At 62.3% G+C, this 21,681-nt stretch carries 23 protein-coding genes and 2 pseudogenes; 10 read left to right on the forward strand and 15 right to left on the reverse strand.

From position 1 onward, the window contains the following. Positions 1-68: 68 nt before the first annotated feature. From H1204_RS22435 to H1204_RS22455, 5 genes are all read left to right on the forward strand, one after another. On the forward strand, positions 69-1,061 hold the full coding sequence (locus H1204_RS22435) for a carbon-nitrogen hydrolase family protein (RefSeq protein ID WP_180732950.1): 993 nt from the start codon (positions 69-71) through the stop codon (positions 1,059-1,061). A gap of 52 nt (positions 1,062-1,113) precedes the next feature. Then, positions 1,114-2,151, forward strand: a complete 1,038-nt coding sequence (locus H1204_RS22440; protein ID WP_180733267.1) for an alpha/beta hydrolase — start codon at positions 1,114-1,116, stop codon at positions 2,149-2,151. Positions 2,152-2,232: 81 nt separating this feature from the next. Continuing rightward, complete coding sequence (locus H1204_RS22445; protein WP_180732952.1) at positions 2,233-3,165, forward strand: NAD(P)H-binding protein; 933 nt, start codon at positions 2,233-2,235, stop codon at positions 3,163-3,165. Positions 3,166-3,186: 21 nt separating this feature from the next. Further along, complete coding sequence (locus H1204_RS22450; protein WP_180732953.1) at positions 3,187-4,539, forward strand: epoxide hydrolase; 1,353 nt, start codon at positions 3,187-3,189, stop codon at positions 4,537-4,539. Positions 4,540-4,744: 205 nt separating this feature from the next. Then, the gene (locus H1204_RS22455) at positions 4,745-5,377 is read left to right on the forward strand and encodes a LysE family translocator (protein WP_180733268.1); all 633 of its coding nucleotides are present in this window, start codon (positions 4,745-4,747) and stop codon (positions 5,375-5,377) included. Between the two features lie 324 nt (positions 5,378-5,701). Here the strand turns inward: H1204_RS22455 and H1204_RS22460 are convergent, their stop codons facing one another. Beyond that, entirely contained in the window at positions 5,702-6,541 is an 840-nt protein-coding gene (locus tag H1204_RS22460; RefSeq protein ID WP_180732954.1) for an isocitrate lyase/phosphoenolpyruvate mutase family protein, read from the reverse strand. Between the two features lie 120 nt (positions 6,542-6,661). After that, positions 6,662-7,087, reverse strand: a complete 426-nt coding sequence (locus tag H1204_RS22465) for an OsmC family protein (protein ID WP_035988268.1) — start codon at positions 7,085-7,087, stop codon at positions 6,662-6,664. Between the two features lie 326 nt (positions 7,088-7,413). Between H1204_RS22465 and H1204_RS22470 the strand changes: the two genes are divergently transcribed. After that, complete coding sequence (locus tag H1204_RS22470) at positions 7,414-7,707, forward strand: DUF4148 domain-containing protein (RefSeq protein ID WP_180732955.1); 294 nt, start codon at positions 7,414-7,416, stop codon at positions 7,705-7,707. Between the two features lie 129 nt (positions 7,708-7,836). Here the strand turns inward: H1204_RS22470 and H1204_RS22475 are convergent, their stop codons facing one another. The 4 genes from H1204_RS22475 to H1204_RS22490 form a co-directional block, all read right to left on the reverse strand. Beyond that, on the reverse strand, positions 7,837-8,391 hold the full coding sequence (locus H1204_RS22475; RefSeq protein WP_180732956.1) for a carboxymuconolactone decarboxylase family protein: 555 nt from the start codon (positions 8,389-8,391) through the stop codon (positions 7,837-7,839). A 32-nt stretch (positions 8,392-8,423) separates the two neighbouring features. After that, positions 8,424-9,761 carry an aspartate aminotransferase family protein gene (locus tag H1204_RS22480; protein ID WP_180732958.1) on the reverse strand — a complete coding sequence of 446 codons (1,338 nt, stop codon included), beginning with the start codon at positions 9,759-9,761 and terminating at the stop codon, positions 8,424-8,426. Positions 9,762-9,795: 34 nt separating this feature from the next. Continuing rightward, on the reverse strand, positions 9,796-10,836 hold the full coding sequence (locus H1204_RS22485; RefSeq protein ID WP_180732960.1) for a C45 family peptidase: 1,041 nt from the start codon (positions 10,834-10,836) through the stop codon (positions 9,796-9,798). Positions 10,837-10,973: 137 nt separating this feature from the next. Further along, positions 10,974-11,834: a MurR/RpiR family transcriptional regulator gene (locus tag H1204_RS22490; protein WP_035988276.1), complete on the reverse strand. Its 861-nt coding sequence runs from the start codon at positions 11,832-11,834 to the stop codon at positions 10,974-10,976. A 236-nt stretch (positions 11,835-12,070) separates the two neighbouring features. Between H1204_RS22490 and H1204_RS22495 the strand changes: the two genes are divergently transcribed. Then, positions 12,071-12,604: a hypothetical protein gene (locus tag H1204_RS22495; RefSeq protein WP_180732961.1), complete on the forward strand. Its 534-nt coding sequence runs from the start codon at positions 12,071-12,073 to the stop codon at positions 12,602-12,604. Between the two features lie 103 nt (positions 12,605-12,707). After that, the gene (locus H1204_RS51490) at positions 12,708-13,190 is read left to right on the forward strand and encodes a hypothetical protein (protein ID WP_243468757.1); all 483 of its coding nucleotides are present in this window, start codon (positions 12,708-12,710) and stop codon (positions 13,188-13,190) included. Between the two features lie 324 nt (positions 13,191-13,514). Here H1204_RS51490 and H1204_RS22505 read toward each other — a convergent pair whose 3' ends face one another. Then, positions 13,515-14,327 (reverse strand): acetoacetate decarboxylase family protein, encoded by an 813-nt coding sequence (locus H1204_RS22505; RefSeq protein ID WP_180732963.1) that lies wholly within the window; start codon positions 14,325-14,327, stop codon positions 13,515-13,517. Between the two features lie 44 nt (positions 14,328-14,371). Beyond that, positions 14,372-14,794, reverse strand: coding sequence for a tautomerase family protein (locus tag H1204_RS22510; RefSeq protein WP_180732964.1), 423 nt, complete (start codon positions 14,792-14,794; stop codon positions 14,372-14,374). A 215-nt stretch (positions 14,795-15,009) separates the two neighbouring features. Here H1204_RS22510 and H1204_RS22515 point away from each other — a divergent pair, with 215 nt between their 5' ends. Beyond that, positions 15,010-15,888 (forward strand): LysR family transcriptional regulator, encoded by an 879-nt coding sequence (locus tag H1204_RS22515; protein WP_180732966.1) that lies wholly within the window; start codon positions 15,010-15,012, stop codon positions 15,886-15,888. A gap of 33 nt (positions 15,889-15,921) precedes the next feature. On the opposite strand, the gene H1204_RS22520 is transcribed toward H1204_RS22515, so the two are convergent. The 4 genes from H1204_RS22520 to H1204_RS22535 all read right to left on the reverse strand — a co-directional run bounded on the left by H1204_RS22520 (position 15,922) and on the right by H1204_RS22535 (position 18,203). Then, complete coding sequence (locus H1204_RS22520; protein WP_243468758.1) at positions 15,922-16,302, reverse strand: hypothetical protein; 381 nt, start codon at positions 16,300-16,302, stop codon at positions 15,922-15,924. Positions 16,303-16,502: 200 nt separating this feature from the next. Further along, positions 16,503-16,874 (reverse strand): hypothetical protein, encoded by a 372-nt coding sequence (locus H1204_RS22525; RefSeq protein ID WP_243468759.1) that lies wholly within the window; start codon positions 16,872-16,874, stop codon positions 16,503-16,505. A gap of 158 nt (positions 16,875-17,032) precedes the next feature. Continuing rightward, positions 17,033-17,377 carry a hypothetical protein gene (locus H1204_RS22530; RefSeq protein ID WP_180732971.1) on the reverse strand — a complete coding sequence of 115 codons (345 nt, stop codon included), beginning with the start codon at positions 17,375-17,377 and terminating at the stop codon, positions 17,033-17,035. 208 nt (positions 17,378-17,585) lie between these two features. Beyond that, entirely contained in the window at positions 17,586-18,203 is a 618-nt protein-coding gene (locus H1204_RS22535) for a LysE family translocator (protein WP_180732973.1), read from the reverse strand. Positions 18,204-18,426: 223 nt separating this feature from the next. Between H1204_RS22535 and H1204_RS22540 the strand changes: the two genes are divergently transcribed. Then, positions 18,427-19,617, forward strand: coding sequence for a porin (locus H1204_RS22540; protein ID WP_180732975.1), 1,191 nt, complete (start codon positions 18,427-18,429; stop codon positions 19,615-19,617). A 61-nt stretch (positions 19,618-19,678) separates the two neighbouring features. Here H1204_RS22540 and H1204_RS22545 read toward each other — a convergent pair whose 3' ends face one another. The 3 genes and pseudogenes from H1204_RS22545 to H1204_RS22555 all read right to left on the reverse strand — a co-directional run. Continuing rightward, complete coding sequence (locus H1204_RS22545; RefSeq protein WP_180732977.1) at positions 19,679-21,034, reverse strand: LLM class flavin-dependent oxidoreductase; 1,356 nt, start codon at positions 21,032-21,034, stop codon at positions 19,679-19,681. Positions 21,035-21,067: 33 nt separating this feature from the next. Beyond that, positions 21,068-21,292, reverse strand: a pseudogene (locus tag H1204_RS22550) (LLM class flavin-dependent oxidoreductase); the annotation flags it as partial. Between the two features lie 28 nt (positions 21,293-21,320). After that, positions 21,321-21,662 (reverse strand): annotated as a pseudogene (locus H1204_RS22555) (DUF3088 domain-containing protein); the annotation flags it as partial. Positions 21,663-21,681 lie beyond the last annotated feature (19 nt).

Genomic DNA, 21,681 nt, shown 5'->3' on the forward strand with positions numbered 1-21,681 from the left:
TCGGTCGATGTTGCACATGCACGATCGACCAACGCCAGGTACTCGCCCCCCTCGTCAAGGAGTTTGTCATGCAAGTCGTCAAAGCCGCCGCCGTCCAGTTCAGCCCGGTGCTCTATAGCCGCGAAGCAACCGTCGCCAAGGTCGTGCAGAAGATCCACGAACTCGGCCAGCAAGGCGTGCAGTTCGCCACCTTCCCGGAAACGGTCGTGCCTTATTACCCTTACTTTGCGGCCGTCCAGACGGGCATCGAGCTTCTGTCGGGCACGGAACATCTGCGCCTGCTCGAACAGGCTGTGACTGTGCCGTCCGCTGCGACCGACGCGATCGGCGAAGCCGCGCGAAAGGCCGGCATGGTCGTGTCCATCGGCGTCAATGAGCGCGATGGCGGCACGCTGTACAACACACAATTGCTTTTCGATGCCGACGGTACGCTGATCCAGCGCCGCCGCAAGATCACGCCGACGCATTTCGAACGCATGATCTGGGGCCAGGGAGATGGCTCGGGTTTGCGTGCGGTCAACAGCGCAGTCGGCCGTATCGGCCAGCTCGCATGCTTCGAGCACAACAACCCGCTCGCCCGTTACGCGATGATCGCCGACGGCGAGCAGATCCATTCGGCGATGTACCCGGGTTCCGCCTTTGGCGAAGGCTTTGCCCAGCGCATGGAAATCAACATCCGCCAGCATGCGCTCGAATCCGGCGCGTTCGTCGTCAATGCGACAGCGTGGCTGGACGCGGACCAGCAGGCGCAAATCATGAAAGATACCGGTTGTGGAATCGGTCCGATCTCGGGCGGCTGCTTCACCACGATCGTCGCGCCTGACGGCATGCTGATGGCCGAGCCGCTTCGCTCGGGTGAAGGCGAAGTGATCGTCGATCTCGACTTCGCGCAAATCGACCGCCGCAAGATGCTGATGGACTCGGCCGGTCACTACAACCGCCCTGAACTCCTGAGTCTGATGATCGACCGTACGCCGACCGCGCATGTTCACGAACGCGCTGCGCGCCCGATGAACGTCAACGACCAGGGTGCTAATGATCTCCACACCCAGACTGCATGACCTGCGAACTTCGAATTACCCCTCTATCGAAGGAGGATTTGCTTTGAAAGCAATGATCAGGACCGGCTGCGCGAGCATCGTCGTCGCGGCGCTGATGGCGGCCGCCTCGCCCGGCTACACGCAAACGTCTGCAACGGATGCACCCGTCGCAACGCATGCGGGCAAGCCATCGGCCGCAAAGACGGGCATCTCGGACGCTGCGCTGGTGAAGTCGCTGTCCGGATTCAAGAATGGCTATGCAACCGTGAACGGCGTACGGCTGCATTATGTGGTCGGCGGCAAGGGCGCGCCGCTCGTGTTGCTGCCCGGATGGCCTGAAACATGGTGGGCCTTCCACAAGATCATGCCGGCGCTCGCCGGGCACTACACGGTGATTGCCGTCGATCTGCGCGGCATGGGCGCTTCGTCGAAGCCCGCCGACGGCTACGACAAGAAAACCATGGCCGCCGATATTCACGAACTCGTGCAGTCGCTGGGTTACGACAAGGCCAGCATTGCCGGCCACGACATTGGCTCGGCCGTCGCATTCGCGTATGCCGCGAACTATCCGCAGGCCACCGACAGGCTCGTGATGCTCGAACTGCCTCACCCCGATGACAGCCTGCTGTCGTTTCCCCTGCTGCCGCCGCAAGGCAATGTCGGCGACAAGCTCGGTAACGCGCGCCCGTACCTCTGGTGGTTCGCATTCAACCAGATTCATGGACTCCCCGAGAAGCTGCTTGCCGGCCGCGTCGGCCTTGAGCAGGACTGGATCTTCACCTACTTTTTGAAAGATGAAGCCGCGATCGATGCACGCGACCGCGCGGTCTATGAGCACGCGTACGACAGCATCGATGCCATTCGCGCAAGCGACGGCTGGTACCAGGCGCTGCCGCAAGACGTCGCCGATTACAGGAACTACGGCAAGCTCGATATGCCCGTTCTCGCGATGGGCGGCCCCGCCTACGGGTGGATGAAGAAAGTCATCGGACAAAAGGCAACCGATCTGACCACAGTCGAAGTGCAGAACAGTGGCCACTTTGTCCAGGAAGAGCAACCCGAGCTTGTCGCGAAGACGATGCTCGACTTTCTGCAAGCCACGCACGATTGATCAACGCATGCATGCAGGCATCCTCGCAATTAAGTGTGTATATGCATGCATAAATCAAACTCTGTTTAGAAGGTAGCTGATATGACAACGAAACCTGTTCACGACCGGCCCATTCTCGTCACGGGCGCCGGAGGGGCAATCGGCGGAATCGGCCGCAACGTGACCGCAACGCTGCTCGCAAAGGGCTACACCGTACGGGCGCTGGTCCGCAAGGAAGACGAACGCGCCGATGAGTTGCGCCGGCTTGGCGCCGAAGTCATGGTCGGCGATCTGACCGACCTCGCCTCGATGCACCGCGCGATCGAAGGCTGTTCGCGTGTCTATTTCGGCATGTCCGTCTCCGCGGCGTACCTTGAGGCGACCGTCAATGTTGCTGCCGTGGCGCGTCATCATGGCGTCGACGCGATCGTGAACATGTCGCAAATGACGGTCACGGAAATGAGTATCACGGAAACCACCGACAGCCCTCAGCACAAACTGCATTGGCTTGCCGAGCAGGTCTTGCAGTGGTCGGGGCTGCCCGTCGTCACGGTACGGCCGACGGCGTTTCTCGAGAGTTTCTTCCTGACGCTTGGCGCAGCCGGCGTGCGCGACAACGACGAACTCGCCCTGCCGCTCGGCAACAGCAGGACATCACCCATTTCTGCCGTTGACGTCGCGAACGCGGTGTCGGTGATTCTCGAAGATCCGGCGCCGCATATCGGCAAAATCTATAACCTGACGGGTCTCGAATCGACCGATCTCGAGCAGGCCGCGCGCGTGTTTTCGGAAGCGCTCGGCCGGCCCATCCGATACCGGAATGTGCCCGTCGCGCCGTGGTCCGACAAACTGCGCGAACTCGGCATTCCCGCGCACGTCGTCAATCATCTGGTCGTGATGGCCGACCTGCATGTGCAGGGGCGGTATGACCGCATGACGAACGATCTGTTCGAACTCACGGGCCACAAGCCCATGAGCATGTACGACTTCGTGAAGCTGCACGTCGCCGACTTCACGCCCAACGCAACGCACTGAACAAGCCCGGAGACCGATTCCATGTCAAAAGACACGCCCCAATCCTCAGCACGCCGGCACTTTGTCGGGATGGCCGCTGCGGCGCTCGCGGCAGGCTCGCTGAGCCGGCTCGCCTTCGGAGAAACGAGCCCGGCAATCGGCAAGATTACCGAACCCGCGAACGGCGACAAGACGGCGATCCGGCCGTTCCGCGTTCACGTCCCGGACTCGCAACTCGTCGACATGCGGCGGCGCATCAAGGCCACGCGCTGGCCGGATCGCGAGACGGTGCCCGACGAATCGCAGGGCATTCAGCTCGCCACCATCCAGGGGCTCGCCCAATACTGGGCGACCGGCTATGACTGGCGTAAATGCGAAGCGCGGCTGAATTCTTATCCGCAATTCATGACCGAGATCGACGGGCTCGACATCCATTTCATTCACGTGCGATCGAAGCACGAAAACGCGATGCCGTTGATCGTCACGCACGGCTGGCCCGGCTCGGTCATCGAGCAGTTCAAGATCATCGACCCGCTCGTCAATCCGACCGCGTACGGCGCACCGGCTTCCGACGCATTCCATCTTGTGATTCCATCGTTGCCGGGCTACGGCTGTTCGGCGAGACCGACGACCACGGGCTGGGGACCGGAGCGCACCGCGCGCGCGTGGGTCACGTTGATGAAACGGCTGGGTTATGAGCGCTTTGCTTCGCAAGGCGGTGACCTCGGCGGCATTGTCACGAACATCATGGCCAAACAGGCACCGCCCGAACTGATCGGCATCCATGTGAACTTCCCTGCCGCTGTTCCGGCCGAAATCCTGAAGGCGCTGGCTGCGGGTGACCCGATGCCGGCCGGCTTATCCGACGAGGAGAAGCACGCGTACGATCAATTGAGCGCCAACTTCAAGAAAAAGCGCGGTTACGCGTTCGAAATGGGCACGCGGCCGCAGACGCTGTATGGACTCGCCGACTCACCCGTCGCGCTGGCTTCCTGGCTGCTCGATCACGGCGACGGCTACGGCCAGCCCGCTGCTGCATTGAGCGCAGCCGTGCTCGGCCATCCCGTCAACGGTCATTCCGCAGGCGCACTGACGCGCGACGACATACTCGACGACATCACGCTGTACTGGGTGACCAACACGGGCATTTCGGCAGCGCGTTTCTACTGGGAGTCACACGCGAACTTCTTCCTCGCGGCCGACGTCAACGTGCCTGCCGCCGTGAGCGCTTTCCCGGGAGAAAACTACCAGGCGCCGAAGTCCTGGACCGAAAAGGCCTATCACAATCTGATTTACTTCAACAAGCCTGAAACAGGCGGGCACTTTGCGGCATGGGAAGAGCCGATGATCTTCGCGAACGAAGTGCGCACGGGGTTAAGGCCCTTGCGCACCTGAAGTGCGAAGCGCTCCGACGCGCATGCGTCGGAGTGCCCGTCGATGTAATCGTGCCAGTCGGGCCCATGCGGCGCCATCCGCCCGCCTCGTTCGATGAACATTGGCGCGCATGTCTGATATTCCTCGAAAAATGGCAATATTGCCGCTCCCGCCCGTTTCGGCAAAGCCCGATAATCTGGCGATCTTCCGTTGCTGGAACCCAAACATGACTGGAAACGCCTATCTCTCGACAAACCTGCTACTCGCCTATGCAGCGTATTTCGTTGGCACCGCGAGTCCAGGGCCGAGCAACCTTGCCATTATTTCCATAGCGGCCAGTCACGGCCGGAAAGCGGCGTTAATGTTCGCACTCGGTGTCATCTCGGGGTCGATGTTTTGGGCGACGGTGGCAACGCTAGGCGTGTCAGCAGCCCTGATCGCTTATTCTCAATTCATCATTGCGGTCAAGATTTTTGGTGGTCTATATCTCTTGTGGCTAGCCTTCAAATCCGGACGCAATGCGCTTGCGACAACAGCGGCATCCGCACTGAAGGTGGAGCAAACGCCGACATTGACGAGTGTCTACTCTCGCGGAGCGATGCTTCATCTCACCAATCCAAAAGCGATCCTCGTGTGGGTTTCGATTGTGGCGCTATCGTCGAACAGCACAGGATCTGCCCATAGCGCTCTGATTGCAGGCTGTGCGGCTATCGGATGTCTGGTGTTCGGGGGTTATGCCGTACTGTTTTCAACGGACTCGGCTCGCAGGTTGTACGTGCGGACGCGTCGCGCCCTGGAAGGATGCCTGGCCATCGTATTCGGGATTGCGGGCCTCAGAGTTTTGGCGTCGCGTGTCTAGCCGGTTTCAACACTGACTGGTCCAATGTCTTACCGCAGGGAGTCGTGCTATTTCGGTCGGAAGCGAACCGACGCCTGACGCATCGATCGTGGCAGGGCCGTAGTGGTATGGCGGGCGCACGAGCAGCACGGCGAGCCGCCGGCCAGGACTCAGGCTCCGATGACAAACGGGAGCCGCCCTGGCACCCGGTCACCGATCAGCATTACCCCGCGAAGCGCCCGGACGCTTCGTAACACAGGTCCATGCCGTTCGCGCGAATCGCCGCCCCTCCAACCGCCGTTCTGCTCTGTTTTGCGCGTGGATCACGCCACGCGCAACGCTGCGTTAATCGGGCTTGCGCACGGACGCGAACAGATCGGTGATCTCCTTCATCGTCGCCGCTTCGTTCGTGTACGTGAAGGTGCCGCGCCCGAGCATCTCATTGGCGGCGCGCAGCAACGCACCCAGCGCCGCGCGAGCAAGCGCCCCGCCGACGCTGATCCGCTTCACGCCCATCTGCGCGAGATCGTCGACGGAAAACGGCATGCCCGCCATGCCCATCAGCACATTGACGGGCCGGTCGACGGAACTGACGACGGCGGCGATATCCTCGCGCGTTTTCAGGCCCGGCGCATAGAGCACGTCGGCGCCCGCTTCCTGGAAAGCCTGCAGGCGGCGGATCGTATCCGCGAGATCGGCGCGGCCGTTCAGATAGTTCTCCGCGCGCGCCGTCAGCGTGAACGGAAACGGCAGCGAACGGGCGGCTTCGACTGCGGCACGCACGCGCTCGACGGCGAGTTCATGTGCGTAGATGGGATCGCCGGCGCGGCCCGTCGCGTCCTCGATCGAGCCACCGACGACGCCCGCCGCAGCCGCCTGGCGAATCGTCTCGGCCGCATCTTCCGGCGTATCGCCGAAGCCGTTTTCGAGGTCCGCGCTGACGGGCAGATCCGTCGACGGCGCGAGTTCGGCGAGATGCCGGATCATCTGCTCGCGGCCGACGGCGTTGTCCGGCAAGCCCAGCGTGAATGCGTACCCGGCGCTCGTGGTCGCGAGCGCCTTGAAGCCGAGTGCTTCGAGCAGGCGCGCGGAGCCGATGTCCCACGGATTGGGAATGATGAACGGCTCGCTGGCCTCGTGAAGCGCGCGAAACGCCCGCGCCTTGTCTGCTTGTGTTGTTGTCATGGCGGCTCCATCAGTCGCGCAAGTGGACGCGAAAGGTTCGGAATATGCGGAATGGGAAGTTTTGCCCAGCCTGTCTCGTGACCGGGCAAACGCAGAAGATGCGCAGGTTGCGCCGCTTGCTCAGGTTTCGAGCTTCGCGTCCATCGTGATCGTTGCGTTCAACACCTTCGAGATCGGGCAACCGGCCTTGGCGTCGGCCGCGGCCTTGTCGAATGCGGCCTTGTCGCCGCCCGGAATCTTCACCACGACGTCCAGATGCGAGGCCGTCACCGCGAAGCCGCCGCCGTCCTTGTCGAGCGTGACGGTGGCCGTGGTCGCGATGCGTTCCGGTTTGATGTTCGCCTTGCCGAGTTCCGCCGACAACGCCATCGAAAAGCATCCCGCATGCGCCGCCGCAATCAGTTCTTCGGGGTTCGTGCCGATGCCGTTTTCGAAGCGCGTCGCGAACGAATACTGCGTGTCCTTGAGCACGCCGCTATCGGTGGAGATCGAGCCCTTGCCGTCTTGCAGACCGCCCTGCCAGATTGCTGATGCTTTGCGCTTCATTAGTCGCTCCTGTGTCGCGTTCGCGCTGCCGCGTTCCCAACCACGATGCCGGCCGCGACGGTCCCGCCCGGAATCACGCGGCATCGGCATCGGTCACGCGTGCTGCGCCAAACCCGTGGGCCGTGGGCGTGGACCGAAGCTTCATCATAGGCGGATATCGGTGGCACTGCCGTGAAGCGGCGCGCATGGCCATTATTTCATCCACAGCAAGAATCTTTATCCAATCTGCCGCTTTTTTCATCACCCTGGCGGAAATACACTCTGGTCAACGGTTCGGACATCGGTGTTCAAACCGAACCGATCAACAAATGTTCTCGGAGGTCATCATGAAATCGCTTCTTTCCGCAGTGGTCGTCGCATCCGCTCTGATCGTTCCCGCCGCCGCGTTCGCGCAGCAAGCCAATGGCCCCGTGACGCGCGCGCAAGTCCAGGCTGAACTGGTCGCCGCGCAGCAAAACGGCTCGCTGGACCAGAACGACGTCGCATATCCGGCCGCCAAGCCGCAATTCGGCGCAACGTCGGAATCGACGGAAGTCGGCGGCGTGACGGCTGGCTCGTCGCAATCGGGCAAGCGTCCGAGCGTCGAACAGCGCATCTTCTCGACGTTCCGCGGCAACTAAGCATTTTTCGCCGTGACGTGACGCCGCGCGTGTGATTCGCCGATCACGCGCCGCCGTCGAAACAACGAAGGCCCCGGCTGACTCACGAAGTCAGCCGGGGCCTTTGCTTTTGTCGCGCTTGACGCGCGCTTATTCGGGGAACGGCAGCGAGTCCTGCCCTTGCGCGCGCATGCCGAACACGTTCAGCGTCATTGCGACCAGCGCGTAATAGCCGAGCAGCCCGACCAGATTGATTGCGACCTCGTGGCCGAAGCGTTCGACCGTCTTCGCGTAGGTCGCGTCGGACACGCGCTTCGCGTCGTACAGTTCCGTCGCGAATGCGTAGATGAGCGCATCGTCAGCTTCGGCGAACGAAGGCGTCTGACCCAGGCGGATCGCCTCGGCGTCATCGGCGCGCACGCCTGCGTCGATGGCGATCGGATAGTGGATGAACCACTCGGCCTGCGCCTGCCAGCGAGAGGCCGTGACGAGGATCGCCAGTTCCGACAGCCGCAGCGGCAAGCCCGTCTTGTAGCGGCAGAAGGCGCCGAGCCGTTGCGCGTGCTGCGCGAGTTCGGGGCTATGAATCCAGCCGAGAAACGGCCCGTTCAGATTGCCGCGCGGTCCCGACAGGATTTCGTCGAGCACGGCTTTCTGGTCGGGTGTCGCGTGACTGGCGTCGAAAGAAGGCAGGCGGTTGGTCATGAATCGCTCTTCGTGCAGGGTGGGGGGGTCGATCAGGCCGCGCCCGATGCCGCGAGCGCGCCTTCGATCGCATCCGTCAGGCGGCTGACGATCTGTTCGATATCGCGCGGCGTGCAGATGAACGGCGGCGCGAGCAGCACATGATCGCCGATCTTGCCGTCGACGGTGCCGCCCATCGGGTACACCATCAGGCCGCGCTGGAACGCTTCGCGCTTGATCGCGGCATGCAGCTTCAGTTTCGCATCGAACGGCGTTTTCGTCGCGCGGTCCTGCACCAGTTCCACGCCGACGAAGAGACCGCGTCCGCGCACGTCGCCGATGTAGGGATGCTGCGCATAGTGTTCGCGCAGCAGCGAACGCAGTTGCTCGCCACGCGCTTTCACGTTGTCGAGCAGATGCTCGTCGGCGATCACGCGCTGCACTTCGAGCGCGGCGGCGCAGGCCGTCGCGTGGCCAATATACGTGTGGCCGTGCTGGAAGAAGCCGGAGCCGCCCGTGATCGCCTGATAGATTTTGTCGCTGACGAGCGTTGCGCCGATCGGCTGATAACCGGCACCGAGACCCTTTGCGATGGTCAGCAGATCGGGCGTGATGCCGTCCTCTTCGCACGCGAACAGGTGGCCCGTGCGGCCCATGCCCGACATGATTTCATCGAGAATCAGCAACACGCCATAACGGTCGCACACTGCGCGAATCTTGCGAAAATACTCGCGCACGGGCGGCACCGCGCCCGCTGTCGCGCCGACGACCGTCTCCGCGACGAACGCGGCGACCGTGTCGGAACCGAGTTCGAGAATCTTCTGCTCCAGTTCGTCGGCCAGACGCTGCGCGAACTGCTCTTCCGTCTCGTCCACGCGCTGCTCGCGATACGCGTAGCACGGGCTCACGTGATGCGCGTCGATCAGCAACGGCAGGAACGGCTCGCGCCGCCACGCATTACCACCTATCGCGAGCGCGCCCAACGTATTGCCGTGATAGCTCTGACGACGCGCGATGATATGCCGCCGCTGCGGCTGCCCCACTTCGACGAAATACTGACGCGCGAGCTTCAACGCCGCCTCGATCGCCTCCGATCCGCCCGACACGAAATACACATGCGCAAGACCTTGCGGCGCGCGTTCGACGAGATAGCTCGCGAGTTCCTCAGCGGGCTGCGTCGTGAAGAACGAGGTGTGCGCGTACGGCAGTTCCTGCGCCTGACGCTTGATCGCATCGATCACGCGCTGGTTGCTGTGGCCGAGACACGAGACGGCCGCGCCGCCCGATGCGTCGATATAACGCTTGCCCGTCGAATCGACGATCTCGATGCCCTCGCCTTTGACGGCGACGGGCAAGGTCTGCTTCGGCATGCGGTGGAATACGGTAGTCATGCGCTTTCCTTGAGTGAGCGGAAGCCAGCGACGTTCAGGCCGCCGTGCGTGCAATGAAGGTTTCGAAAACGACGGCGCGTTGCGCGTGAACGCGCAGCGCGACACCGTCGTCGCGGAGTTGGAAAAGCGCCGTTGCGAGCGTGTTTTCGTCGTCGGGATCGCGTGGGTCGTCGCGGTAGATGGGCAGACCCGCAGGCGCCTTGTCGTGCAGCATGTCAACGAGCGCGTCGCCGTCGATCTGCGCGCTGCGCTGTTCGAGCAGCACGCCGACGCGCGCCTGACGATCGCATGACGAATCGGTAACGATTTGCGCCTCGGCTTCGCAACCAGCATGAATCATGTGATTGGCGTGGCCCGCAATCCGCTCGACGCGTTCGATCGAACAGCGCATTGCCGTCGCCTCGACGCTGAATACGCGGCGATCGCCCGCTGCGCCGAGCGTGTGATGAAAGCCGCTCGCACGCGGCGCGGCGTGCAGAAGCTGCACGGCTTGATCGAGCGTCGATGCATCGAGCACCGCGCGCGACAGGATCATGCGCGGCACGCCCGTCACCGGCTGACGGATGCGCAGATTGTTGATCGCCTGCACGAGACCCGCGCGGTTCGCCGCGAATGTGTGGCCCGGCAGCGAGCCTGGGTAATAGAAGCTGATGAAGCCGGGCTTGCCCTTCGGCTGGATATCGACGAGCAAACCCTTGCCAAGCAGGAACGGATCGCCGTCTTCGTTGTGCGCGATCAGCGTGTCGCTGCTGCGCACGGCCGCGAAAGTCGTGCAGCCGTCGGGCGTGTTGTGGACCAGTTCACCACGGCAGTTCCACAGGAAAATGTCGTAAGCCCGCCAGCCGAGACCCGCCGCCATGCCGTCCAGCTCGGCCAGTTGATCCGGACAGTGCGCGCCCGCCGCGTCACGCAGATGTTGCACGAACGCGTGCCCGCGCCACGCCTGAACGTCGCGCCACGCGGCGCTCTGCTGCATGTACGCATCGAACGCCGGCCGCGCCAGTTCACCGAGCTGACGGCCGATTTCAAACGGCTCGCCCGCTATCCGATGCAATTCCCAACCCTGCTTCGACACACGACACCTCGAACATCAATCAACACGCGATGCACATTTATAGTTCATTACAACATATGTTGTCAATGACGATGCAATGCGCCCGTCTGTTGCCCCGTCTGTGTCCTTAACGTGGCGTTGAAGATCGCGGGCGCCCGTCAGGGCACGTAGGCGCCCTTCGCGTGCAGCGACTGCTCGGCGAGTTCGAGTTGCTGAACGGCGTCCGTACCTTCGAGCGCGAGCAGATGCGCGACCAGCGATTCCGCAATCGCGGTCGCCGCCACCAGCGACGGGAAGAACGACGGGCTTTCGTGCGAGAAGATCAGCACCTTGTCGGCGTTCAAAGCGATGGGCGACACGGCGCTGTCGGTGATCGCGATCAGCTTGCTGCCCTTTTCCAGCGCGGCTTCGGCGACGCGCGCCGCCTCGACGGAATATGGCGCGAAGCTGACGACGACGGTCGCGCTGTCGCGTTCGATGCCGCGCAACTGCATTTCGAGCGTGCCCGCTTCGCCTGACAGCAGCGAGACGGACGAGCGAAACAGCCGGTATCCATAAACGAAACCGAATGCGACGGGAAAGCATGAACGAAACCCGGCAACATGCACGTGCGGCGCGCGCCGCAACAGCTTGGCCGCTTCGACGGTGACGCGCGTGTTGTGCGCGGCCGTGACTTCGAGATTGTGCTGTTGCGCGACGAGCAGATCGTGCGCGAGCGCGTCCTTCGCATGACCCTTGACGAGCGAGCGGGCCCGGCTCGTCAGCGGCTCGGGCCGCGTGCGCACCCGCGCGACGAACAGATCGCGCAATTCGTTCCAGCCCGGAAAGCCCAGTTGCTGCGACAACCGTACGAGCGACGCCGGTTGCACCTGCGCGCGCTCGGCGACCTTGCGCATCGACGAGACGGCGACCTCATCGGGATGATCGAGCAGAAACGCCGCGCCCATCTGGAACTGCGGACTGAGTTCTGAGAAACGTCCACGGATCAGCGCGGCGAGCTGGTCGAAGGTGTCGGGCATACGGTGTACCGGGGGATGAGGATGACAACAAATGTTATCACCCGGTATGGAGGCGGGCCACTGAGGGGTGGCTGCGATGAACCTGCCGAAGAACCACGATGTTTTGTTCGCTTGCCAACACTTCAAAACGCGCAATCACCCTGCTTGACCTAACGTAATGCAGTAGCACTCGTAGACGATTTGAAAGCAGCCAGATCGTCCCGCGTCGCAATTGCGCCCATAACAAGGAGTGAACCGTGGTTACTGGAACTATCGTCAAGGCACCCGTGGATATCCCGGCCCGCTTTGCACACGAAGACATCCTCATTGACGGAGCAATCGGTTTTACGTCAACACCCGCCGGTCCGATGTTTGAACCTTCCGACGACCAAACGGCAATCAAGATTCCCACGCTCGTGCGGGTCCGTAGCGCAGACGGCGTACCCATCGAAGGCCTGACCGCGCGAGATTTCTCAGCCGCTTTCTGGGGCGCTGGAGAACTGGAGAAAATCAAGATCTTGACTTGTGACCCGATGCATACAAAGAAGGGGCCAACATCGGAGGCGGGAATCAGCGTTTTGGGGATGTACTCGCTCTATTTGAAAATGCCCGAACTATGGTGGTGGCAAACGCCCGACAACAAACGAAACATCACCAACCTGGTTTTCATCCTGAACGTTTCGATTCTCGACACGAGAGGGTCGATCATCGTGAGCAAAACAGGTCAGGTATTTCTAACGACGCCGTGCCTGCATATGCCTCGCGTCTATCGCGAAGAAGACGATGCGTAGTTCGTGCGAACGCAATGGCCTTCCAATCCCGCTCGACGTGCGCGCGTACGACTAGCACTCGAAATCTCACATTGCAAAATCACCGCCCGTGTCACAAAACCGCATGCTGCATGGCACCGTGCAAGCGATGCGCATGGGAAAACTCCGTTTCGTGTTGCGAAATGCGATTCGCATCCATTTGATTTTTAAACGTTTTTTATCCGTTCGGCGTGCCACATTCCTGCCTCGCGGCGATCTCATGATTCGGTACTCTCTTATACAAGAGGTGGATATTCGACGACCCGCCGACCGATCGGCGAGCCGGTGCGACCCGCCCAGTGCTTTTTTTCATACCGCTGGAGAAAATCAAATGTTGCACGTTTATGTCGAACCCGTACCGAAGGGCCGTTGGGGGCCGATCGATGGATACACCGTCGAATTCAAGGACGGCACCAAAGTGACCCCGGAGATCTACCGTTCAGAAATGCTCGCTGTCGGCGAGATCAAGTTGCGCGGCTATGTGCCCCTTCTCGCCAAGGTGCGCATCACCGACAAGGCCGTCACCGAGCACTGGCAAGCGGCCGGGCAACCACTGCCGCAAGACTGACACCGCCCCACCGCGCGCCTTCGCTGCGCGTCACGCGTGCTTCGCGGCCGTCATCGGGCGAAGCACGCGCCCACCCTCATGGAACATCACGTTCCATCTCGCTGGCGTAACCGCGCTGCTTCACATGCTTCGCGGACCAGCGGGTATCGGTCCGCGCGACATCGATCTGATGCTCGGCGTTAGCGTCGTTGCCTGCCAAAGAATTGCTCGCGGCGTAACACCCGTCGCGTATCGCGCGATCAGATACGTAACGCGCCACGCGGCCCAGGAAGTCTTGCTTCCGGGCCGTGTGGCTTCGTGTCGATTACGATCTGATCGTCAGTCTCACGCAGCCTGCGTGCCGTCGCTCAGCGTCTTCAGGTCCGTCACCGTGTACGACATCGACAGGCGATAGCCCGCGCCGACGCGCACGGGCGCGAGGTCGGAAATCTCTTCACCCTCTGCGACGGGCAAGCTCAGTTGCCCCTCGCCTGCCCACACGTCGGCCATGCGCGGATCGTCCATGATCGACATCACGAGTTCGTGCACGGCGGGCGTCTCATGCTGCCAGGCAGCCAGCCTCGGGAAGTGACGCAGATTCACGATCGGACGTCCGGCGAGACTGACCGTTGAAGGATCGTCCACCATGCCCGTCAGCTTGATCTCCGCACGCGCAATGCGCTGGCCCGCCGTCGATGCCGTCGCCGCAAAGCGCGCGCCCGGCGCCACCTGCGCAGCAGCGAGGCTAGGTGCGGCGAACGTGCGCGTCTGGTGCACGGCGCCGAGGCGCTTCGGAAAGCCTTGAATCAAGCCGCGCATCATCGCCGAGTCGTTGTCCACGAAGATGTACGGGCAGTAGGCGACCGGCTGGCCTTCATACAACGCATCGACGAGCACGAAGAACTCGCGGTACTGATAGCGCGCCGGGTCCAGCAGTTCATCGTTTTGGCCCGTGAACTGCCAGTCGACGAACAACGCCGTTGCGTGACCCGGCGACGACGGATCGACGCTCAGACCCGCTGGCAAGGTCGCAGCCACAGCAGCCGGATCGGCCCAGAACTCGACGATCAGAAAGTCGCCCGAATAGTGCCACGGCGGCGGAGGCGCAATGCTCGACAGACCACGGGGCGAAAGCGGAACGGCGTATTGCTTCGACATGATGTTCTCCAGAATCAGATTTGAGTAACGCGGAATGCGATGTTTCAGGCGGCAGTGCCGGCGGCTGTCGCGCCGTCCGCTGCCAAAGCTGCGCTTCGTCCGGCAAGTCCGTTTCCTGCCGACCAGTTCTCGCCCGCCACCTCGATGAGGTTGATGAACACATCGGCGGGTTTGACGCCCGGGTTCTTTTCGAGCCGCGCAACGAGGTCCTGATAGAAGCGTTGCTTGTCATCGGCTGAACGGCCCGCTGTCAGCGTGATCTGGATCAGCAGCACGTCGGACGAACGCGCGAACGGGAAAGTCGTGTTGACGTGAAAGTTCGCATCGTCGTGTTCGCTGACGGTCATGAAGAACGCGTCGGGATGCACGCCAAGCGACGTGTGCAGCGTTTCGTGGATACCTTCGAGAACCGCGGTGCGGTACGCGGCGGGCTTGCCGCTGCGCATCGAGACATGGGTCATTGGCATGTGAAGCTCCTGAAGTGCGTTTGCTTGAGACAAATCTTAGGGTTGCACTTCGATAACAACAATTCATCGTCAAGTATTTCTGCGATGATTTTCACCAATGATTGGAGCCATGCCTTCCTGCTTCGCGCCGCGTTGTTGGCAAGGCATCGCGGTGCTACTGCGAAAAAACAGCCACCGGTCTAAGATTTAAAAACGCGATGACTGGAGCCGCTAACATGAGCACCGATTATCAATCGCCGACGCGGCGCCTCGACCTCGACGACGTTCAGGCATTCGTGCTGGTCGCCGACCTCAGCAGCTTCACGCGCGCCGCCGAAGTGCTCGACATCACGCAATCGTCGATCAGCCTGAAGATGAAGCGGCTCGAAGAACGGCTCGGGCGCCGCCTTCTCGAACGCACGCCGCGGCGCGTGCAACTGCTGCCCGAGGGCGCGGCGTTCCTCGCGGCCGCCCGGGAGTTGCTGAGCGCGCACGACCGCGCGCTGAATCCGACGGTGCAGGCGCAGCGCAGCCTGCGTCTGGGCATCATCGACCACACGGCCGCGGACGGGTTGATACCGTTGATTGCGCGCATTTCCGCGCAAGACCCTACGTTGCGGGTCGAAGTGAAGATCGGCGCGTCGAGCGAAATGCTCGCCGGCTACGACTCGGGCGAACTCGATGCCGTCTTCGCACGACGCGACGCCACGCGAAGGGACGCTGAAAAACTGTTCGTCGAACACTGTGGATGGTTTGCCTCGCCGCAATGGACGCACAGTCCCGGCGAGCCATTGCGGATCGCGTCGCTGTCCGCCCCTTGCGGCGTGCGCGCGAACGCGCTGAAAGCGCTGGATGAAGCCGGCATCAAATGGACTGAGGTGTTTGTCGGCGGTGGCATCGGCACGGTGGGCGCCGCCGTGATGGCGGGTCTCGCGGTCGCGCCCATGACGCGGCGCGGATGCCCGCCGCGAGCCGTCGATGTCGGCAGCCGGCTCGGCTTGCCGCCGCTCGCGCCGATCGAAATAGCCGTCTATACGCGCGTGCGGGATGCCAGCATGAGAGAAACGATCCGCAGCCTGGGCGCCGCGTTGCGCACGACGAACGCGTCTGCGTGACACGGCCGTTTGGTGATCGGCTAAGTGATCCGCCTACTTCGATGCACTGCGCCCGTCCTTCTCCACGCCGTCAGCCTGAGGAGCATGCGCGGCGCAGGCTTCGAGCGCGACGACGGCTTTCCTCGCCACCGCCATCGTTTCGTCACACACGGCGCGCCGCACTGACTTCGGGCAACCGCCGTTTGCGGCGATCTGATCGAGAGCGCCCCTGACCTTCCTGAGCGCGGCCTCCGGAGAACCCGTGTCCGCGATCAGCTTCGCGATGTTGAACACGCTGCCCGACGGCAGGATCACGAAGTCGGGACAGGTGGACTCGGCGTGGGCTGGCGTCGCAAGCAGCAGCGCAAATGTCGGGGGAATAAGCCTGGGAACAAGCGCGGAAACACGCCCAAGGGAGCGGGAGTTGATCGGCATGACGGGCGACCTCTGAATGGACATCGACGCTGGCGTCGGTTGAATCAGCGAGTCCGGGTCACCCTTTTCTGATCGTTGACTGGCAGCGCCGCGCAGATCGCATTTGCATCAAACGTTATAGCTGCGCATCCTTAACGATTGCTTACGCCAACTGCACTTTTGGCTTTCTGTTTCGTCTGGCGTATTGGTCGACGCGTCCGTCAAAAGTGCGGGTGACATTCGAACGTGAGGTCGGCCTCGTGAGCTTCGTGCGCGCGCACGCCCCGGGACGACTCGGACACGACGCTCGGCACTTCGCCGCGTTGCGCGCAAAAGCTGCTTGCGCTCTGCATGACTGCCTTGTGAGACCTCGCCCACGCCGCGCTGCCGCCCGCCGCCGATGCGTGCAGCGTGTATCGCCCCGCATCGCCCGTCTCGATGACGGGACTGGCACTGGTACAGGCCTGCATGAGCAAGGGCACCAGCGCGAAAATCGCCGCGCGCACGGTCTGTCTGCGCGCAAAACCCGCGACGCGTTGCCTGATCAGATTAGTCAGACCTGACAGGACCTGATTGACTTCAAATGTATTCACAACAACCTCTAAGCTGAACGCTCGCACCTGCACGATGCCGTGCGCGACCATCGCGAAGTATGAATTGGCCCCGTCTCGCGATCAGCTATCGAAGTTGCAACACAGTGTTCGCCCGGCGCAACCCCCGCCATTCAGGCTGACGTTTGCTCGAAACGTGCTCAAAGCGCTTCCTGGCACAAGGACATCATCCGTTGCACCATCGTGCTCGCTTCGTTCAGTTCCATCTCGCTCGTAAAGAGCGCATTGACGCTGGACAGACGCACGGCAATGCCGGCATCCAGCAGATCCTTGCTTGCGATCTTCAACGCGAACTGGCCGATCCTGACGCGATCGAGCCAGTCCATCTTCACATCGTTTTTTGCGAGCCAGCGGCGGCAGCATTGGACGACGTGATCGACGCGCCATTCCTGCGTCAGCGCGTACGACGCTGCCGCGATTGCGACCAGGTAGCAAAGCAGTTCTGGACGCGCGCTGCCCGCGTCATTGAATTCGGGTTTGAGCATGGGTTGTGGACCTCAATTCTGTTCGGCCTGTCTTCAATACGTATGTGCTGTAGCACTGAAAACAACCTGCGCACATGGCAGACGGGGCGACTCGAACAAGCGCCCCGTCGCACCCGGTTCAGCGTGCGTAGCCGAAAGTCTACCCCTTTTTGCGGGCTCGCCAATTTGCGGGCGCCCCCACTTGCGCAAACGCAAACAGACTGCGCGGTCAGCGCAGCGCCTGTCGTATGCCAAGCGCGACAATCACCGCACCGCACGCACGGTCGATCCATTTCTGTGCACGGCGATACGCGCCCGAGACCGCCTCATGCGACAGAAACAGCGCGACGCCGCCGTACCAGCACGACGTCACCACGCCCACGGTAGCGAGCATCGCGAGAAAGGTCGGTGCGGAAACATGCGCAGGCGCCGCCGTTGAAAACACAGCCGCGTAGAAAGCGATCGATTTCGGATTGGCAATGTTGGTCGCGACGCCTTGCATGAACGCAGAGGCAAAGCTCGACGACACCGAAGGCTTTTGCACCGCCATCGGACGCGTTCCCGCCGACATGATGAGGCGCAGGCCAAACCAGATCAGATAGCCCGAGCCGGCGAGCTTCACGCCAATGGCGATCCACGGAAAGATCGCAAACACGACGCCGACGCCGAGAATCGCACAGGTGGCCCAGAAGAGATTGACCACCACGATCCCGGCGACGAGCGCAAATGCATCGGGACGTGTTGCCGACACCGACTTGTGCGCGACCGCGACGAAGTTCGGCCCCGGTATCACGACACCGACGATATAGACAGAGAACACAGCCGCCACGGCGGAGAAATCGATCATAGAGCCTCGATGAATATCGACTTGAAGTTGCGAGTCCGGGGAGAGGGTCACTATGCCACAACGTATTCACGTACCCGGCTGATCTGCATTCCACTGCGAAAGTCCGTTGTAAATCGCATTGCATTTGAATAACAAATTAGAAATAGTTTCTTCGTGTTTAGTGTTCTCCCTAATAGCATCGGGTTCCTTATTAATCATGTGACTTCAATAAAAAGGGAATCCAATGAAGCGTGTTGTTCTGGCCAGCGCCGCAACGCTTGCCGCTGCATCGCCCGCACTCGTGCATGCGCAGAGTGCCGTTACGTTGTATGGACTCGTCGACGCGGGCATCACCTATACCAACAACCAGAAAGGCGCGAGCAACATCCAGCAGACGAGTGGCAAGCTCAACGGCAGCCGCTGGGGCTTGCGCGGCGTCGAAGATCTCGGCGACGGACTGAAGACGGTCTTCACGCTGGAAAGCGGCTTCCGTCCGAACGACGGCACGGCGGGACAAGGCGGACGTCTGTTCGGCCGCCAGGCTTTCGTCGGCGTGCAGAAGACGGGCATCGGCACGGTAACCGTTGGCCGCCAATACGAGCCTGTGACCGATCTCGTCTCGCAGTATGCAGGCCCGGGCTTCTGGTCGCCGTCGACACACATCGGCGACAACGACAATCTGAACCAGACCTTCCGCGTGAACAACGCGGTCAAGTTCCGCAGCGATACGATTGCGGGCTTCACCGTCGACGGCCTCTACGCATTCAGCAACCAGGCGAACGGCAGCAACGGCACGGGCTTCAGCAACAACCGCGCATGGGGCGTGGCCGCGAACTACACGAACGGTCCTTTTTCGATCGGCGGCGGCTACAACGTATTGAATCATCCGAACGCCGCATCAAACACGGGTGGCGCGATCGGCGGCGCATCGACCACATCCGGCGACGACTACAGCGGCGCGTTCTTCTATGGATTGAATGGCGGCGTCGTGCGTCAGCAGATCGCGGCAGCGGGCACCAGCTACGCGCTCGGTGCGGCGACATTCGGCTTTGCGTGGAGCCATACGCAGCTCGACTACAGCGATGGCTCGTCGCGCAAGTTCAACAACTACGATCTGAACGCGCGCTATCTGTTCACGCCCGCGCTGACGCTGATCGGCGTGTACACGTACACGGATGGGCGCGCAACCAATCTGCCCGGCACCAACGGCGCGAACCTGAAGCCGCGTTGGCATCAGTTCACGCTTGGCGTCGATTACGCGCTGTCCAAGCGCACCGACCTTTACCTGTCGGCAGCGTATCAACTCGCGGCAGGCGATGCATCGACGCGTGTCGGCACGGGTTATCAGAAGATTGCAGCGATTGCCGACGCCGGCACGGCTTCATCGACGAATCGTCAGGTCGCGGTGTTCTCGGGTGTGCGCGTGAAGTTCTGATAGTTCTGGTATGGGATCGAATGCGTCACCCGTCATGGGTGACGCAAGTACTCGCGACAACTCACTGCGTCACCGTTTCGCGCGCATAGCGCGAAACAGGTTGCGACAAACCAAGGTTCTCGCGCAGCGTGCGCCCTTCGTACTCGCTGCGGAACAGCCCACGTCGCCGGAGTTCCGGCAGCACGAGCCGGATGAAATCGTCGAGGCTGTTGGGCAGCAGCGCCGGCATCACGTTGTAGCCGTCCGCGCCGTGGTTGACGAAACGCTCTTCGAGCGCATCGACGATCTGCTCCGGCGTGCCGACCAGTTGCCAGTGTCCACGCGCGCCCGCGATGCGCAGATACAGCTCGCGGATCGTCAGGTTCTCGCGCCGCGCGAGTTCGAGCGCCAGCAACTGGCGGCTCTTGCTGGCGTTGGTTTCCGGCAGTTCGGGGATCGGACCGTCGAGTGGATAACCGGACAGATCGAAGCCACCCGTTACCGTCGATACCAGCGCAAGCCCCACGGCAGGATCGATCAGCGCCTGAAGCGCGTCGAACTTCTCGCGTGCCTCGCTTTCCGTCGCGCCGACAATCGGCATCACGCCGGGCATGATCTTGAGATCGTCCGGGACGCGGCGATACGCCGCCATGCGGCCTTTGACGTCCGCGTAGAACGCGACGGCATCGTCGAGCGTCTGCTGCGCGGTGAAGATCACTTCCGCCGTGCGCGCGGCCAGCGCCTTGCCCGCCTCGGACGAACCCGCCTGCACGACGACGGGCCTGCCCTGCGGCGAACGCTCGACGTTCAGCGGCCCACGCACATTGAAGAACTCGCCGCGATGATCGAGCACATGGCGCTTCGACGGATCGAAGTAGCGACCCGACGCCTTGTCGCGCACAAACGCGTCTTCGTCCCAGCTATCCCACAGCCCTTCGACGACTTCGGCGAATTCAACCGCGCGCTCATAACGCCGCGCATGCGCGAGATGCTCGTCGAAGTTGAAGTTTTTCGCCTCGTGCGCGCTCGACGACGTAACGAGATTCCACCCCGCGCGTCCGCTACTGATGTGATCGAGCGACGCAAACTTGCGCGCGATGTGATACGGCTCGTTGAATGTCGTCGATGCCGTCCCGACCAGACCGATCCGTTCCGTGACGGCCGCGAGCGCCGACAGCAGCGTGAGCGGCTCGAACTGCGCGACATAGCTGTGTGCCGTGCGGCTCAGAAAATCGACGTTGTCGCCGCGCGTGCCCGCGCCGTCCGCGAGAAAGACCAGATCGAATTTCGCGGCCTCCGCGGCCTGCGCAAGCTGCACGTAGTGCCGGAAATTGCGCCCGGCGTCGACCAGCGAGTCGGGATGCCGCCACGCGGCAATGTGATGTCCCGTCGGATACAGAAAAGCGCCGAGGCGCAGATGACCCTTGCGTGAACTCATGACTGGAAAGATTGGAAGTGGATGGGCGTGGACTCAGGCGCTCTTGCGCCATAGCTGTGCATTGTCGGGACGCGCGAGCCCCAGGTGCTCGCGCAGCGTCGCGCCTTCGTAGCCGGTGCGAAAGATGCCGCGTTTCTGAAGGATCGGCACGACGCCGTCCACGAAGTCCTGCAGACCGCCCGGCAACGCGTCGGGCATCAGATTGAAGCCGTCCGCTGCGCCGCCGTTGAACCAGTGCTCGATATCGTCGGCGACGCGCACTCATGATGCTTTCGCTGATGCGTCGATGCACTTTCGGAAAGCCGTGGCGCTCGGCGAGCAGATCGAGGATGCGGCGCGTGTCGGTGATGAAGCGGCGCTCGCCCAACGTCTGCGCATCGGCGGGCGCGGGTTGCTCGTCACCCGGCACCAGCACGGGCAAGCCCTGATGCGCTTCGTCGAGTGCTTCGACGACGGCCTGGCGCGGACGCTCGAACGGCACGCGCCGCACGTCGAGCCTCGCGACGCGCGCCGGGTCGCTGGCGAGCAGCCCTTCGATAGGCGCGCCATCGGGACAGATGAAACGTTCGCCCGGATGGCGGGGATCGGTAAATCCCGGTTCGAGCAACAGAAGAAGATCACGGCTCATCGCGCGAGGCACCTGATTG

The sequence above is a fragment of the Paraburkholderia sp. PGU19 genome (assembly GCF_013426915.1).
In the GTDB taxonomy this organism is placed as follows: Bacteria; Pseudomonadota; Gammaproteobacteria; order Burkholderiales; family Burkholderiaceae; genus Paraburkholderia.